Source organism: Aquimarina addita (genome assembly GCF_039539305.1).
GTDB lineage: Bacteria > Bacteroidota > Bacteroidia > Flavobacteriales > Flavobacteriaceae > Aquimarina > Aquimarina addita.
The window spans coordinates 1-17,313 of record NZ_BAABCW010000030.1; the positions used below are offsets into that span (position 1 = coordinate 1).

General features: G+C 34.0%; 18 protein-coding genes. 11 read left to right on the plus strand and 7 right to left on the minus strand.

Annotated elements, in window-relative coordinates; all coding sequences use genetic code 11:
- From ABD816_RS20900 to ABD816_RS20910, 3 genes are all read left to right on the plus strand, one after another.
- Positions 1-233 (plus strand): hypothetical protein (locus ABD816_RS20900; RefSeq protein ID WP_344930754.1); only part of this gene is annotated, 233 nt, incomplete at its 5' end.
- Between the two features lie 179 nt (positions 234-412).
- A complete protein-coding gene (locus ABD816_RS20905; RefSeq protein WP_344930756.1) occupies positions 413-955 on the plus strand; it encodes a DUF4377 domain-containing protein in 543 nt (180 codons plus the stop codon).
- 226 nt (positions 956-1,181) lie between these two features.
- Entirely contained in the window at positions 1,182-1,865 is a 684-nt protein-coding gene (locus ABD816_RS20910) for a hypothetical protein (protein ID WP_344930758.1), read from the plus strand.
- Positions 1,866-1,953: 88 nt separating this feature from the next.
- On the opposite strand, the gene ABD816_RS20915 is transcribed toward ABD816_RS20910, so the two are convergent.
- Positions 1,954-4,269 carry a flavin monoamine oxidase family protein gene (locus tag ABD816_RS20915; protein WP_344930760.1) on the minus strand — a complete coding sequence of 772 codons (2,316 nt, stop codon included), beginning with the start codon at positions 4,267-4,269 and terminating at the stop codon, positions 1,954-1,956.
- A 95-nt stretch (positions 4,270-4,364) separates the two neighbouring features.
- Positions 4,365-5,966 (minus strand): hypothetical protein, encoded by a 1,602-nt coding sequence (locus tag ABD816_RS20920; RefSeq protein WP_344930761.1) that lies wholly within the window; start codon positions 5,964-5,966, stop codon positions 4,365-4,367.
- Between the two features lie 40 nt (positions 5,967-6,006).
- Here ABD816_RS20920 and ABD816_RS20925 point away from each other — a divergent pair, with 40 nt between their 5' ends.
- Positions 6,007-6,978, plus strand: coding sequence for an NAD-dependent epimerase/dehydratase family protein (locus ABD816_RS20925; RefSeq protein ID WP_344930763.1), 972 nt, complete (start codon positions 6,007-6,009; stop codon positions 6,976-6,978).
- On the plus strand, positions 6,975-7,676 hold the full coding sequence (locus ABD816_RS20930; RefSeq protein ID WP_344930765.1) for a glycosyltransferase: 702 nt from the start codon (positions 6,975-6,977) through the stop codon (positions 7,674-7,676). Before ABD816_RS20925 ends, ABD816_RS20930 begins: the two co-directional genes overlap by 4 nt.
- On the opposite strand, the gene ABD816_RS20935 is transcribed toward ABD816_RS20930, so the two are convergent.
- Genes ABD816_RS20935 through ABD816_RS20945 form a run of 3 tightly spaced genes read right to left on the minus strand, consistent with a single transcriptional unit; the run spans position 7,657 to position 9,992 of the window.
- Complete coding sequence (locus ABD816_RS20935) at positions 7,657-8,433, minus strand: aldolase/citrate lyase/malate synthase family protein (RefSeq protein WP_344930767.1); 777 nt, start codon at positions 8,431-8,433, stop codon at positions 7,657-7,659. The genes ABD816_RS20930 and ABD816_RS20935 overlap by 20 nt on opposite strands.
- Entirely contained in the window at positions 8,423-9,250 is an 828-nt protein-coding gene (locus ABD816_RS20940) for a class I SAM-dependent methyltransferase (protein WP_344930768.1), read from the minus strand. The genes ABD816_RS20935 and ABD816_RS20940 overlap by 11 nt, the downstream gene beginning before the upstream one ends.
- Positions 9,240-9,992 (minus strand): class I SAM-dependent methyltransferase, encoded by a 753-nt coding sequence (locus tag ABD816_RS20945; RefSeq protein WP_344930770.1) that lies wholly within the window; start codon positions 9,990-9,992, stop codon positions 9,240-9,242. The genes ABD816_RS20940 and ABD816_RS20945 overlap by 11 nt, the downstream gene beginning before the upstream one ends.
- Positions 9,993-10,149: 157 nt before the next feature.
- Here ABD816_RS20945 and ABD816_RS20950 point away from each other — a divergent pair, with 157 nt between their 5' ends.
- From ABD816_RS20950 to ABD816_RS20975, 6 genes are all read left to right on the plus strand, one after another.
- Positions 10,150-10,512, plus strand: a complete 363-nt coding sequence (locus ABD816_RS20950; RefSeq protein WP_344930771.1) for a hypothetical protein — start codon at positions 10,150-10,152, stop codon at positions 10,510-10,512.
- 19 nt (positions 10,513-10,531) lie between these two features.
- Positions 10,532-11,554, plus strand: a complete 1,023-nt coding sequence (locus ABD816_RS20955) for a hypothetical protein (protein ID WP_344930773.1) — start codon at positions 10,532-10,534, stop codon at positions 11,552-11,554.
- A gap of 107 nt (positions 11,555-11,661) precedes the next feature.
- Complete coding sequence (locus ABD816_RS20960) at positions 11,662-12,696, plus strand: hypothetical protein (RefSeq protein ID WP_344930774.1); 1,035 nt, start codon at positions 11,662-11,664, stop codon at positions 12,694-12,696.
- A 123-nt stretch (positions 12,697-12,819) separates the two neighbouring features.
- A complete protein-coding gene (locus tag ABD816_RS20965; protein WP_344930775.1) occupies positions 12,820-13,179 on the plus strand; it encodes a hypothetical protein in 360 nt (119 codons plus the stop codon).
- An 84-nt stretch (positions 13,180-13,263) separates the two neighbouring features.
- Positions 13,264-13,641 (plus strand): nuclear transport factor 2 family protein, encoded by a 378-nt coding sequence (locus ABD816_RS20970; RefSeq protein ID WP_344930776.1) that lies wholly within the window; start codon positions 13,264-13,266, stop codon positions 13,639-13,641.
- Between the two features lie 140 nt (positions 13,642-13,781).
- Positions 13,782-14,273, plus strand: coding sequence for a DUF6985 domain-containing protein (locus ABD816_RS20975; protein ID WP_344930777.1), 492 nt, complete (start codon positions 13,782-13,784; stop codon positions 14,271-14,273).
- A gap of 339 nt (positions 14,274-14,612) precedes the next feature.
- Here the strand turns inward: ABD816_RS20975 and ABD816_RS20980 are convergent, their stop codons facing one another.
- Positions 14,613-16,052: an alpha-amylase gene (locus tag ABD816_RS20980; RefSeq protein ID WP_344930779.1), complete on the minus strand. Its 1,440-nt coding sequence runs from the start codon at positions 16,050-16,052 to the stop codon at positions 14,613-14,615.
- Between the two features lie 2 nt (positions 16,053-16,054).
- Positions 16,055-17,158 (minus strand): SusE domain-containing protein, encoded by a 1,104-nt coding sequence (locus ABD816_RS20985; RefSeq protein ID WP_344930780.1) that lies wholly within the window; start codon positions 17,156-17,158, stop codon positions 16,055-16,057.
- Positions 17,159-17,313 lie beyond the last annotated feature (155 nt).

Consider the following 17,313-nt stretch of genomic DNA (forward strand, 5'->3'; position numbering starts at 1 on the left):
ACTATGATTCTAAGTATAAAATTCTTAAAGTAACTAAGAGTGGAGCTATAAGATGGAAGTCCTATTATTGGGTATATGTATCGGCGGCTTTAAAAGGAAAATATGTCGCTATTGAAGATATTGGCAAGGGTATTTGGAAAGTCTTTTTTAGAAATGTATTTTTAGGTTTCTTTGATGAAAAACATCTTAGAAATAAACAACAATCAACAAGATTAGAAATTAATTTAGTGTAAACTATGTCCCTTTAACTTTGTAAACCATGTCCCTTTACGAACACTGGTCTAGGTTTTAAATTGTCAATTAATAAAAGATTCAAAATAGATCTAATACATCTCGATTAATTACCAATTATACAGCGCAACCTTCATTAGAAATATACATCTACTTAGTATAAGATAAATGAATACCTACTATGAGAAAACAATTCTTATATCTATTAGTTACTGGTATTTTATGTGCCTGTACATCAGAAGATACTGATCCATCTTACATTATTGATATGCGTATCAATCATTATCAAAATACAGGCGTGGGCGAAGGTCTTTTTTTAACGCTACTCATACAGGAAGGCGATAACATTGGAACAGATAATTGGTCAAAATTTTATTCACCTATTGATGGATTTACTTATGAATCCGGACGTATTTATGATCTTTCTGTACTTGTAGAACCGATTGACCATCCTCCTGCTGATGGCGCTTCATCAAAATACACCTTACAAGAAATAAAAGCAACCCAAGAAGTAGATAGTGAAACGCTTTTTAATGTAGACCTCAAGACAGACGGACAAAGTTTTATTACTACTACATCCGGTTTTGAATTATTACAACAAATTAAAATTGATTGTACTACCTTGTGTGATGATTTACAGATACGACTACAAAATCAGAATTTTGTTATTGGAACGTTTAAACGAATTAACAGCAAAGAAATTCAATTAATTACTTTGAATTAAAAACTGTTATCTACACAGGTTATCTTATATTATAAAGTCTACTGATATAGATTCTGCTTTTGAATAACCTTGATCATTTGATCACAATCTTTTTGATCAACAATAAAAGCAGTATCAAAACGATTTTTATTTTTTTCATTACTATAAAACATCAGACAAGTAACCAATTGGAAATAATAAAAAGCAAGAAATTTAGTACCTTTCATACATATCATAAAATTAATCGATGAACTTTCTGATCAAAGCTGAAGAAATATTAGGCAGAAACCTTAAACCAGAAGAAGGGATTACAATTTCACTAATCAAAGAGAAAGAGAAACAACTGGAAATAAAGATACCACAAGTACTAATAGAATTCTATGCAACTATAGGAAATAATTTACTGTTTATTGATGGATTTCAACATTTTGCCAAAATTGATGATCTATTTGTTACCGATGGAAAGTTGGTTTTTTTACAAGAAAATCAATCTGTGGTATATTGGGCAGTTGACTTAGAGGATTCACAAACTATTTTCCAGACTACGGATCAAAATTTTAATGCAAAAGCGGAATGGTTTAAAGAAAAATTTAGCTTACGTGACTTTCTTGAACACTTATTATATTTTCAATGTATTATGGCTGATGAAAGTTATCATAGAAAGGCTAATAGTGGTTTTACTCATTTTGCCTCGCTGGAGATAGATGAGTATCATAAAAACGTTATTTCTCAAAAATTTATATCCAGTTTAGATCAGCATTCAAAAATAATTACAAAACACAATGGATTGGTTATTTTTTGGAAACCAGATGCTATCACTATGTATTTTACTAATAATAAAGGTGAGATATGTGATCTCATCATGACATGTGTCAAAAGTGAAAGCCTTTTAGATATACTTATCGACACTTATGGATTTAATGAGTTGTAAAATTTATATGCCAAAAATATTTATACCCGAATTAGAAGCATTTATGTAATACTCTTTTAATTCGGGCTAATATAAAATGTACCTTATCTTAACTACTCAATATAAAACCAATTCTATCAATGTCGTGACCAGATACACCCACAATAGAAGTAATTGCTCTTCCATCTCCTTGAATATCTATATCATATGAAAAATCATTCTCTTTTGGACTCGGTCCGTAGATTGTTCCATTAATTTCAATACAACGTACCCTCCCGGTTTTCAGAAATGATATGGTATCACTTTGGCATACGTATACCTTAAGGGTTTTGACAGCAGTCAGATCTTCTTTTACAATAGACGCTCCCGCTGTACCAAGAGTACCATACATCTTTTTCCCTACACGCAACCCATTAATAACAGGCTCCTGTGTATTGGTATAATACACTGTAACCTCCTGATCTTTTACCTCCTCATTAATAAAAGTTACACCTCCTACTCCACCAAAGGGGCCAAAAGATACTATAGAATCATTGTTACCAGGATTTCCATAATTAATCAATAGCGAACTTAATTTTTTCATCGGACTTTCTGTTTCCTCTGTCAGTGTACTATCTGTAGACCCAGCTATCGCACAAAAGGCGTTTAATGAAGTCTGAAAAGCACCTTCGCACCAACCACCGATCCAGTGATAACTATCACCTACAAAAAACACCTTTGCTAACTCATCAGGTCGTTCTTCTTTAAAATTATAAAACAGGGTACTTAGCATCTTTTCCTGAAATGGATACGTTAGCATAAAAGCTCCGTAATAGTGCTTTTCTTTTTGCCAATCGATCATCACTGCATTATCCGCTGTGGCAGTTGCTGGCATTGCATCCAGTATATAATCCGGGGCTATCAGTTTTAAATCGTGTAGAAAACGCTGATAGCGTTCATTGATATCTCCCAATGCTTCTGATTTCTCAGACAAGTCTTCCCACGTGTAATTCATGAGACAAATAGATTCTTCTGAGTTTTCTCCATAATCCAATGTATAAAAATTTGCCATTGCTGTATCAGTAGTAATGCAACGCACTCTGGTATCATCTTCTTTCCACCAAGGCTTTACTTTGATAAAAAATTTACTGGATTGCCCAATATGGATCGTACTAATCGCTTCTCGACTATCCATCTCTATAATCTGTTCACTTATGTTACTTGTTGTCATAGATGACATCCCTGCCGGATTACTCCATCTACTATCTACCTCTAAGTCAATTTCTGCTGCTCTATGGGTAGTTGCCGCTACTATATGAGTGTAGGGATTACCCAGTACCACATTCGTATTCTGACGATACAAGGATATCGTGGTACCATCATCACTTGGTTTCATTTCACCAACTGGCGTATTCAGCATCACATAGTCTCTTACAGTATGTGTTTTACCACCAATCATTAGTTGACAATCTGCTAATCCATTAGTTACAGAATCCACCCCCGTAACAATCTGTGCATGATCTTCTTCTAACTTATTAAGGGTAAAACGCATCATATCCACAAAACTAATCTCAAACAACGGAGCGTTACCTCCGATTCCTGTTCCTACAGCGCCAAAAATATCTACATCCTTAGGATAGTTCCAGGGATCACCTCCCGGAGCATTGGGCTGACAGAAAATATCGATCATTGCTTCTACAAAACTTTTATCCTTAAATTTATTGACATATACCTGCCAGGCATTTGCAGCCTTTACCGGATTATAATCAGAACCACTATCATCTAACCAATTCATAATATTTGCCGGGGCAGGAAGTACCTCTCCATCACCTAATACTACAGGCGTTTTTCTGGACACAAAATCTGCCCAGCTTTTACTTATTTTTTCTACATCCGGTGGTAGCATGGGATGTGTAGGATCTACCGTATATAACTGATCCTTAAATGATACCATCGTAGGTACCGTTCCCGGATCAGGGAAACCACTCTTCATAGTAATCTCATGTGGTTGTCTTCCTGCTTTATACTGTTCTTGTAAAAACTGAATGTAATAATATAAACAGCCTTCTGTGGGAGGAAAACGCATGGCTCCTAACTCTGCAAAATTTGTAAGATCACCGGGGAACATATGAGAGTCAAACCTCCCACCTATTCTATGAGATGCTTCATAAATAGTAAAATTAGTAAATCCGGCACGCAATAACTCAAACCCCATTGTCAAACCTCCTACGCCAGCTCCTATGATCGCTAGCTTCATCGTACTATTTTTTAGATTTGCTAATTGGCCATTAGACGCTATAAGCCATTTCTGATATGACATAGTCGGTGTATCTACATGACTATAAGGAATAAGCTGGGTTACATTTCCATCCTTGTCTATAAAATCTGGTGTTGCTGCCCCTTCCTGACGTATTGATTTCTGTAAATTATGTATAAAGATTCCCATAGTATATAAGTGATTGATTAGTCACCTCTAAGATACATACATAACGGGGAAATTTAAACCCGTATTAATACGTGTTCTAAATATGAAATCTTCTTTTACTCGTGTAATATACTTGATTGAAATTCATATAGAGAATATTCTCTATAAAGGTAAAAGGCTGATCCAAGCAACACCGTTTGATTTTTTATCTTAATCGTGTCCTTAGGGATAGAAGAAGTAAAGTTTTCAATCAGATAAGAAGCACAATTACTTCTTATATATGGTATTTCAAATGGTTTTTGAATCTTCTCTACTAATTGTGTAGCCGCCTTACTTCTTACTCTTTTCTCAGGATTAAACTCGATTACTGCACTAAACTGCTCTTCAATCAAAAAATCACCGATACCTACACATCCATTTTCTGTACGATCAATCAAATGATCCTCATACCAGGTATATCTCATAAATTTTGTTGGCATAGGTGTTTCCTGCAAAACATAATATTCTTCAAAATCAATTACAAATAATCTATCATACTTTTCTTTTAATTCTCTGATGACAGCAAGTTGCTCTTTATAAACAAAGGGTAACTCATAAGTAATAGCATCAAAAAAATTGTACGTTATGAATATGATACTTACTACAATTATAATCCCTTTTTGATGTATTTTGTCTAATACATATTTGATAAAATAAGTTCCGAATATAATGACAGGAGGAATTAAGGGAAGTAAATCAATATTAGTTTGAAAATCCAGTGAATTAAATATTGCCCATAATACACTATAGCAAAGTAAAAACAAAACGGTTCGTTTACTAAAAGGATCATTGATTTGAGCCTTCCTATTTCTTAAAAGGACATATACTGCAATTATCCCCCCTAAAAAACCAAATATAAAATGTAGTGATTCTAAAATAAAATGTGGGTAAATACCGGATTTAATCCATAAGAAGGGTGATTCACCTACTGAAGCTCCTTCGATTTTCAATTTCCTAATAATCGCCTGATTCCAAAAATCAATCCAACCATCAGTGAATAACAAATACAAAAGTACAGGTAATACGCCTATGAAAACTCCGGTCATTAAACTGGTAAAAGCTGGTAAAAACTTTTTGGTACGGAAAGGTAATACCATAGCACAAGCAAAAAGACTGACAACCGCTACATGCCAACTCATAGCTGCCAACGAAAATATAAGTCCTGTCCACAACCATTTTTCTTTATTAAAAAAATAAATTCCTAACACAGAAAACAGAAGCACCCATAATTTTGCTTCAGCATGGATTCCTGATAATATCTGGATATATCCTAAACCACAAAACAAAATACATGCGATATAAGTAGTTCGTCTATCATTAAATAATGTTTTACTCATGATAAAAACTGATCCGCATATTCCCCCGTAAAGTAATATTCCTGATATCCTGGCAGATTCTATGGTATTTAGTGAAAAGAGCGTTCCCAGCTTCATAAATCCTCCAACTAATATACTGGCTAAAGGAGTATATCCAAAGGTAGTACTGTTATATAATGGGTCTCCTCTAAAAACTACCTGAGACATATATAACAAATACGCCCGATCGGATATAACAGGCTGCTCAAACGGTTGATAGAAGATAATTGTGATCAAAATACCTATCAAAAACCAGAAAACAAAACCTATATTTGTTTTATCATATATGATCAGGGGTATTTTTTTAATTCCACTAAAAGTCATAAAAAATGCTACTAACTGCTTTAGTCAAAGTTAACTGTAAATGAACAATTTTAATGATTTTTTTCTTAAAAAGAAGGTAGTAGTCACAGGAGCTTCTGGTTTTATTGGATCACATCTTGTCAAAGAACTGAATCAACAAGGCGCGCAGGTATATGCATTTGTCAGAAATCAATCAGACCTATGGAGACTTCCATCCACTGATAGTACTATACATGTTATCAAAATAGATTTACTTGATTCTAAACACGTACAAGAAGTCATGCGATCCATACAACCAAATTATATTTTTCATTTTGCAATTCCACCTCACAGCTTCCTAAAAAGTGAACAGGATCTTCAGAGACAAATACATCATTCTACGCAACATCTCATCAATTTATTTACTGCTGTAAAAGATCAAAACATCCCATTAGAATCTTTTATACACGCTTGTAGTGGTGCTGTATATCATTGGGAGCCTAATCATTTTATTTTTAATGAATCTACCTCTCTACATCCTACAACATTACGAGGTCGTCTGAAATTAAGCCAACGTAATATTTGTCTTGATCTGGGAAAATCAAATAATATCCAGGTAAAGATTGCCAGAATCTTTAGAGCCTACGGTCCATGGGAAATCCATTCTAAATTAATTATAAAAGCTCTGGAAGCTACCACAACTGGCATTCCGATTCCACTTGGTCATCAAAAATTTAAAAGAGATTATATTTTTATCAATGATCTGATAGAGGGGATTCTAAAACTAGCCGCTACTAATGTATCTGATGGCATCGAAATGAATTTTGGGAGTAGCGCTCAATATAGTGCCTCTGAAATTATAACACTCCTTGAAAAACAATTAGGAAGGGAAGTTCCTAAGCAATTAAACGCATACCCTAAGAATTTATATGATCAGGGAGATTTTATCGCTGATTGTTCACTTGCCAAACAACAATTAAACTGGGAACCGACTACCTCTATTGAGCAAGGTCTTATGAAAACTATACAATGGTATCAAGCATTCACACCATGAATAAAGAATTAGATATTAGTGTAGTCATACCTATCTATCGTAATAATAAGGTATTAAAAGAGTTACACAATGCTCTTATGACCGTTCTAAACCCATATAATTATGAAATCATATATGTAAATGATTGTTCGCCAGACTCATCATTAGATACACTTACAGACCTGGCTTCGCAATACGCCTGTGTTACATATCTTGATCTTGAAGAAAATGTAGGACAACAGAAAGCCACATTGCAAGGTCTCAAAAAGGCGATAGGGCAAAAAATAGTAGTATTAGATGGAGATTTACAGGATCATCCACAGCTCATACCTTTATTATATCAAGCAATGGCACAAAATAATGGCTCAGCAGCTTTTGTAAAACGAAAAGGAATGTATCAGTCAAAAGGGAGAATGACAACTTCTGTATTGATCAAAAAGATCATCCAGCTACTCTCCGGTTTACATTATAAAGCTGGAAGTTACTACATGTTTGATAATTCATTATTAAAAAAGGTAACCACTACCGCATCTAATTGTCAGTACCCATATATGTCTATAATTGTTGCACATTTTGCCAGTCAAATTCAATACATTTCTGCGGATAGAGGAAAAAGTATCGGGCCATCAGGATATACCTTTTCTAAACGAATAAAAGCAGCAGTGATGGCAATTTATTGTTCTTTGTATTGCACATACACTAAATTAATTCCTGACTAAAAAAAATCTTTTCTTCTTCTGTTATTTTAGTAGTACTTACCATCGTATTATGATCAAAAGATTCTCTGAGAGCTTTAATAATATCAGCTGCTGTATAGGTAGCTAAATCTTTATAAAAAGCACGTCTTAAAAACCCAAATGAAGCATCAAACCGTTTCATCTGACCAATCAAATGAGTACAAGGAATGGGTACGCCTCCCATAGGATGTGTAAGCCCTGCAATACCAAATGGCTTTGTGATTTTAGGTCGTAAAGTCTCAATAGTACCATCTATAAAAGGCTGAAAAAGGTTTCTTGACTTTCGTTGAATAGAGAGATCATTTAATCCTACAAAGAACCGATGGATTGGTAAGGCATTAAGTTGATCTGCAATCGCTAAAGATTCACTGGTTTCTAACATAACACCAACCTTTACCCTATCCCTTACATAGTTAAGTACAAACGCTACTTCTTCTACTTTTTTAATCATAGGTATTAAAAGTTCGTTGGCTCCCAGATCGATTGCTTTATCAATCTCTTCTGTACTCCAATAAGATGGCCCGTTGATTCTACAGATTAAGTTGGGCACATTTTTTTTACTGGCAAACTCCAGATCCGAAATAGTATGTTCGTTGACCTGTGTATTATATAAACTTTGTCGGTTTAACTTCCCCTTATTTTCCCAATCTATAATGATTCCATCAATGCCAGCTTTCAGAAGTTCATCAAGCGTCTTAGGATTAGAATAAAAAGCAATCAATTCAAAATTAGCGCTCATGAGTTTCTGATTTACTTACAATCATTAAACAACTGGATCCAAAAGGGATTCTAATCTTATTTTTAATCAAAATCTGCTCCGGCCATAGTATTACACCCAGGATTTTTCCTAAAATTCCTGTTTTATTAAGATGTCCTGTGGACTTCCTTTTTTCTTTTTTTCTGAATTTATTAATAAACAGCCTACCCACTAATAAGGGAATAGGTAAGCACGAAAAAAAATAGGTTTTATAATCAACCTTAAATCCAGAATTATTTAGCTTCTGTGTTAAATCTGCTAAAGTATATCTTCTGTAATGCCCTACTTCTTTATCGAAATCCGAAAATAAAAATTGGAACGCAGGAACCGTGATTATTAATTTTCCTTCTGGTTGCAATATCCTATTGATTTCTTGCAAAAACTCCTCATCTCTTTCAATATGCTCTAACACATCCAGCAAAACAACAGAGGGAAAGCTATGATCTCTAAAATCAGCATCTTTTAAAGAACCATGTATTACATTCTTGACCCCATTATTTATGGCAAATGCCGCTCCTTGATCTCCCGGTTCTACCAATACTGTCTCAATACCCAGAGATTGCAAATACAATGAAAATCTGCCATTCCCTCCCCCAATATCCAGTGTTTTATCAATTGGGTAATTACTAATCACTTTTGACAAACATTGTAATCGATGAGAAAACCAAAATGAGTTTTCCTCACTCTTACGTATCAGATCGTGACCATTTCTGGTATATGAAATTTGTGCCGTTGCAGGTGTTTTCCACAAACCATTGTCTCCAGAGGTCACATTATTTGCTAATTGATCAGGACTCACTAGATGCCGGTTTTGTCATTTTCACGATCTGAAATGCAGAAACTCCTTTAAAAACCCTCATTTTCTCTAAAGATGATTCGACATATCTCCCTATTTTACGATTCACCACAAAAGGTGGAAAAAAACCATATTTATCGATAGTAAGATTTGCTAACCCTGCATAAGCAGAAGCGTCTTTAAATTTTTTATAATGCATCATTGCTACGCCTTTATCTCCTGCCCAAGACATCGTAGGTGAAAAAGCGATCTGAAAATAATACAATGGATTATAAGCATTAGGCTCCAGAAAAATAATAGATCCTCCCGGTTTAAGAAGACGAGACATCGATTTAATATAGGTTTCTAAATTCATAAAGTGATGCAACGTAAAGAAACCAATCACATAGTCAAAACGACCGTTTAGCTCATTAGGTGCATCCAGTATATCAGATGCAACCAGATTAATCTGAAAACGATTGGCATTATGCTCTAATAGCTTTTGTAATAAAACAGGGGATAAGTCAAGCCCCGTTAACTTATATCCTCGTTGTAACAACGGAAAGGTAAATTTACCCATACCACAACCTACTTCCAGAATATCATCTTCTCTGGTAATACCTGAATGCTTTATGAATTGTCTGATATGGTTATTGACATAATAAGAATCCACAGGGAGCATGGTTTTCTTTACTTTTCCTGCATAATAATCCAACTGAATGGAATTATGATGATGTATGCCTGATTTTACTAGTTGATTGGCCATAGAAGTCTAAATACTATTCGCTTTTACTCAATTTTAAACAAATAAAGAGTAATGCTTACTATCCAAAGTTAATATTATTTTTATATTTAGTTCAAGATGTTTCCTTTTTATAAATTATTTGCTTATCAATGTATCTTAATAATCAAAAAAACACAGAATGATATCCAATTGGAAAGTGCTCTTATGCAGTATATATCTATTAGCACAAGTAGTACTTATTGTTTCTGCACGGTTCTCATCGAACAGATATTTTGTCTGGGCACCTCACGATATCCAAATTGAATATATTCTTGATGTCAATTCTGAACAAAAAACACTAAACGATAAAGAACTAACAGAACGTTATGGATTAGGTACTCACGGATGGTTTGACCTACCACCTGATCATCTAATCCAATTTATTACAGAGTATGAAAGGTTGTATCCAGCAGCTAAGGGGGATCAGATATCTTTAAAATATCGCGTCAATGGCAAAGACTGGAAATTTTGGTCTAGATCAGGTACTAAAATTAATTTATAACTAATTGAGGAGTATTTCTATGTTTACCATAAAAAAAAATCAATACCCTGTCAATATAGATTTGATTTTTAGATTAATCGTAATCTTACCTTTATTTCAACCGTATCTCTTTAGAACTACGCTTCAATTAACCTTTTTTGATTTTTTCAATACTATCCATCATCCTCAACTTGTTGTATGGACTCTTGCTGGTATGATTATCATCGGGGTATTACTTACTTTCTTTTCCATTGCTCCAAGACTTGGGTGCGCTTTTATTGCTTTTGGCTTATTTATAACAATGGTATCTTGTAGACCTTGCTATTCTGATAGTAGGTTTTACATATTCAGTCTACTACTTTTATTAATTCTATATCAAAAAAAATACGGTATCCAGCTATTACGACTTCAGGTAATTGTCCTATACTTCGGGTCAGGAATTAATAAGTTATTTGATATCGATTGGCAAACCGGACAATACATACATCATTGGCTGGGATACAAATTAAATTTCTTAATGTACACAGAACTTTCAAAACGGCTCCCCAATTTGATATTGGCACAATTTATCTCTTGGATGGTTATCGGTATAGAATTGGGTATGGCCTTGCTATTGACTAAAAAAGCATATTTCAGATTAGCAATATGGCTGGGTATTGTTTTACACAGTATTTCTGTAGTTATCGCCAATCATGCCTTTGGATCATTTGTAGCAGCAGTTCTTATCTCATATATAGCATTTCTGGAGTGGCCTAGACATATGTTCCTCTACGCACCTGAATCAAAAATAACCAGGTTATTAGTAAAGCATCATAAGATTATAGATCCATATCAGAAGATACATATGATTCTAACACCATCCAATACCAATATCATATTGGATCTTGATCATAAAAAATATACAGGCATTAGTGCCATACAACAAGTAATTTTATATTGTCCGATTTTTTATTTCTTAATTATACTGTTTGCGCTCGTACCAGGTTTTGGATATGATTGGATAAAAGGTGCGGTATTGATACTCATTTCATTTCTAATGTTACCTGTTTTTAGAACAAAATAACAACATTAAGCTTATCCTACCTTGATCCTTTGAGGCTTCTAATAAATGGATTATATTTATAACATGACAGACTCGGGATAATGACAGTACACAATAAATCAAAACCTATGGATAAGACTATAAATCTTCAGAAAAGTATCCTCATATTTGGACTACCAATAAGTATTATAGTAATAATGTTATTGATCTCTAAATCTTATGTTTTTGCAGAAAACCCAACGAATTTAGCGATCGGAATCACTGGTGATTTACTGATAACCGCACCCTTAGTATATTTCTTATTAATCAGGAAAACGAGCATTCCAAGAACAACCATAGTTCCTTTTTTGATTGCATGTATCGTTATCTGTTCCTTGATACTTCCATCAAAACATCACTATTATTTAAATCTTTTTAAATTCTGGGTACTTCCTGTTATTGAATTATCAGTAGTAACCTATGTCATCTATACCATTAGAAAAGCTATAAAGAATTACAAATCAAATGTAAATCAGTCTTTTGATTTTTTTACCACCTTAAAAAACACCTGTTACGAGATACTTCCCAAAGGTGCAGTCATTCCGGTAGTGACAGAAATTGCAATTTTCTATTATGGATTTATCTATTGGAAAAAAAGAGATATTGCACATAATGAATTTACATATCATAAGCATAGTGGAACTATCACCTTACTTATTGCTCTTATAGGTATCATCGCTATAGAGACATTTGTATTACATATCCTATTAGCAAAATGGAATACTACGGCTGCTTGGGTTTTAACAGCTTTGAGTATATACTCTGGGATTCAGATTTTTGGGTTCCTAAAATCAATGCTGAAAAGACCCATCTCTATCGAGCATCAAAAATTATATCTCAAATACGGAATCATGACCGAAACCGTGATTGCATTAAAAGATATTGATCACATAGAGATTTCATCTAATGATATCGAATTGACTACCGAAACGAGAAAGTTATCATTTTTAGGCACATTAGAAAGTCACAATCTAATCATCCACTTAAAAAAAGAAAATACGTTAATAGGCCTATATGGGTTAAAACGAAAATATAAAAGTTTAGTACTATACGTAGATGATAAACTTACGTTTAAAAATCGAATAGATCTTCTATTGCAATCCAATAGCACCGATCATTCATAAGTATATTTTTAAACGGATAGATTTTTATTTAATCTATACAAAATATTGTAAAAATCACTATTAATCATATGTATTGATAGCTCTGAAACAACAGGAAGATTTCTTATAACACAAAAAGATGGAATGGGATATACCGTTTATATATTTAGAAAAGAAGTGAAAGATCAATATGCTTCTAATTTCGATTTTTTAGAACATGAAGACCAGGTTATGTCGTTTACTAAAGAACAACACGAAACATTAAAAACTAGGTTATTAGCTTATGGTTATCAAATTGAGAGTGATGTTAACGGACTAATTACATTCAATTTTAACGGTGGCGAATTTGGAATACAAACCTTATTAACAGAAAAACAACTTTCATTTTCATCTGGCTTTTCTGATGATGGTTTAGCAGAAATTTTAATGACATCATCTGAGCTAACAGATTCTGGAGAATTTGCAAAGCTAGATCTTCAGGATGGAAAATGGGAAGAAATATGATAATAAGTGATATATGTTAATTTGCAATATATTGCGCTCCTTACTATAAGCGATCAACTTATAAAAACTATATAAAACGTACGCATGACTAGAAAAGAAATAGCAGAAAAATATATTGAACTGCTTTCTACCGGAGATACTGAACGTATCATTGGTCTTTTTGCAAAAAACGGAAAGGTACATTCTCCTATCTATGGAGAACAATTCTCAACGACATTTTATAAGGAACTGAATAATGACACATTAAATTCTGAATTGCAAGTCAAAGAGATTTTTGAGAATTCAGAAACGAATACACTGGCTCTTTATTTTGAATATCAATGGACGGTACGATCTGGTAAGAAAGTAACCTTTGATGTTGTTGATATTATAGAATTTAATGATCAAAATAAAATTTTAGATTTAAGAATCATTTATGATACGGCTGTTAGCAGAATATTGGTAGAAGAATTAAAAGAGTAAAATATTCTATAAGTTTAGTTATGCTGGTAGTATAAGTGTTTTGTAATTAATTAAGAAAATCATGAAAAGAATATCCTAACCCTAATTTTAAAAACGACCGTTGTTTCAGTAATTAAAGAACTCATAATAAAGATCCATTTATGAAAAAACATACCTATTGGGGGCTAATTGAAGAAGATTGGGCTGGATTTTCTTCGAAAATAAAATTTATCACACCTCATTTTGACACAAAAAAAGTAACTATATTTTTAGGAGAAGAGTATGATGATGATGGAGAAGAGATTGAAAAAGCGCCATCAAACGAAGAATTAGATACCTATCAAAAAACATACTCCGACTTTATAATGCATCTGGATCAAATCATAGAAGACATTAAAGAAAAAAGTTATCAGCGATATATAGAACTATACGCGCACTATTATGAAAATGAAGATAAATCAGGAGAAAAACCATTAGGAATTCATACAAAAGAAGAACACTTTACATACCTAAAGGACATCAAGTATCTTAGAATATTAAAACACGGAAATATCAAAATTCTAATACATTACAAAATTGATCAGGAACATGGTATTGAAATAAGACTTGAAAACAATAAAATAATTGACATTGCAGGAATCGCAGAAACCTAAATAGTATACTTATTGCTCATACCTGTATTCAGATAAAAAATTGGTTTACAGATAGTATCCAAATCAATAATCTTTATCATTGATAAATAAACTTATCTCGACCTTAAGGATACGTGGTTTTAAAAATAAGACCGCTTCGCTACAAGAATGCTTTATCTTGATTCTATGTACTGCACTCAAGGCAGCGCCTCGAAGAATTTTATTGATTAAATACCAAGACCAGACAAATTCAATGAATCTGTCTGGTCGTTAGTAAGGTTGAGTTAGTGTTTATAAAGTATGATAGCAAAAATTGTCAGATTTGGTCTGATTTAAAAAAATCTCGACCCTCACAATTCTCTATTCCATCACTGACCAAATAGTAAAGCTATTTGCTGGTACAGTAAGTGTTGCAGCTCCATTAGCATCAACAGTGATTGTTGTCTTTACATTTCCTGCATAGTCAACGAGTTCTTTATTATTCCAATTGGTACTGGCATCAAAAGAATGAGATTGATCATCAATATTAATATATAAAATCAATCCAGGATTATCTGCATTTCCTTCTCTTTTCATAATATATTCTTCTTCGCTGATTTTAAGTACTTCTACAGCACCGGTAGCTAGTGAATTATAGATTGCAATTAACCCTTTTAGTTGCGCTTGCAAGGCTATATTTTCATAATCACTATAGAAAATACAGGGATATCCATCGTGGGTTAAAATATACGCATAAGCTTTTAGCTTATTCGCCAGACTAATGCGATTGTCAGGATTCTCATCTTTTTCTGTATCGTGATTAGCAGTAAAGGTAACAGCTTGATCAGGATATGTTTTTCGTAACATCCCTTGATCTAAATATGTTAAATCCTGATGACGATCCAATGCTTCATCGAGTTTATAGAAACAAGCAAAATCAAAAGCAGTAGAGCCCGATGCTTCTACCCAGTTTTCTAATACTTCTGAGTTGCCATCAAAATTTTCACCCACAGAAAAACCTCCTACTTTTTCATTCCATTCTTTTATCACCTCCGGAGAAAAACTCTTTACATAATCAAAACGCCATCCATCAAAACCAAAGCTTTTTAGATATTCAGCAAAAGAATCATCTCTCTTCCATAACCAGTCCTGTACATACGGTTGATCATGGCAAAGATCTGTTTCTGCAAAAAACAAGGCCTGCTCATCATTCTGATGAATATCATTAGGATGAAAATGCTCATTTGTTCTATTAAATTTACCCGATGCATTTCCATTAGCTTCATTAAATAATGAATATACCTCAGCACCATCTCTAAAAGGGTTTGCTTGCAGTCCTCCTCCTGAGTTATGTCCCAGAACAATATCAGCTATCACTTCGATATCATTCTGGTGTGCTACATCAATCAGGCTTTTTAGCTCTGCTTTAGAACCAAATCGAGTTTCTACCGTTCCATGTTGGTCAAATTCTCCTAAATCAAAATAATCTGATGGATCGTACCCCATAGAGCTAAAACCAGATTGTCCCTTAGATGGTGGTGGTAACCAAATTCTATTGACCCCTGTTGTTTTCCAATCTTCTATATGAGCGCTTATAATATCATACCAATCTCCCTGAGGTGTGACATCCCAGTAAAAGGCCTGCATCATCACGCCATCATTAGCAGTATATTTAGCCAAAGTAGCGGTAAAATCTGTGGCTTCAGGTTGTGCTGGTGTGGGATTCTCTTCCATTTCATCGTCTGAACATCCAATGAAACTTAGTCCCATACACCCTACAACTAACCACCTGTTTATGTGTGTCTTAAAAAATTTCATCATGTTTAATTATTTGTGATTTCGGTAGTTGCTACTCCATTAAATTGTATATCTAATACGATTGTTTTATTCCCTGTGGTTATTGCAAAGTTTCCATCACCAGAATCTGTTGCTACGGCATCTGCCCCAGAATCTCCTACATTGTATTTCCAGTCTTCATCACTTCCAAAAATCGCATTACTCGTATTTTTACTTCTCAATTTCATTTCGCCCTCTACTAAATCTTGTGTGATCATAAATTGATTATCTTCAAAATTATAAGTCATAGCAGTTTCGCCATCCCATCCTGAAGGGGTAGCATTTCCTATGATTCCCCAATCCATTTGTATCAACTGATACGTTAGGTTATCAATATCAACTTGCACATAATAAAATCCTTCAACACCTCCTTTGATATCACTACTAGTACCGGCATTTTCGATCGTTCCGTCCTGAACTCCTCCAATCGTTCCATAATTTCCATCAACCACACTCCAATCAGCAGCTTCTGTGATGAATTTAAAACCATCTTCTGCACCTAGCTTGCAATATGCTTCAAATAATTGTGTAGTACCATCACCCACATAGTTCATTTCTATAGCCTCTGTAGGAGTCCAGGCGGATTTTCCATAATATGCCTGAAATGCTCCAACCATAAATAATTGAGGAACACCTGTTGTAAAAGGAGTGGTGTAAAAAGTAACCGATTCAGAAAACAACGGAACACCTGTAGCACTGCCTATAGAAGACATTACTCTAAGTTCTACAGCTCCTTCTTCACCAGGAGTCAGACCTGCTTCTATTGCAGCATCATTAAACTCCTTTGTAGTAACGGAGATAAAGTGTTCTGCAGTCGTTCCTAATAAAACAGGAGTAGCAAATTCTGTGCCTGCTGCGGCCATTTCTACCGTATAAGTAAGCACTGTAGGAGTATCCAGTTCTGCATCGTTCCAGACTAATGTAAATACTTTATTGCTTAATGCATCTTTGCTTAAAGTGATCGCTTCTGATGGAGATACGATCACTGGATTAGTCATTCCATTTTCAACAAATTGAATGTCGTCGCTTTCTTCACAACCTATCCAACATAGGCTGATCAGTACTATTAGTAATGTGTGTAATTTTTTCATCTGTTTTTGTTTAGTGTGTTCTACCCTTTGGCTACGTTTTATTTGTGTTTAGGCTATTTTTCACACCCTAAACGTAGCTGAAGAGTGTGAATTAGTAGATCTCGTTTTTAAATAAAGGCATCCCTCTGCCCTTTCCCAATAGTGAGGGAGCTCTA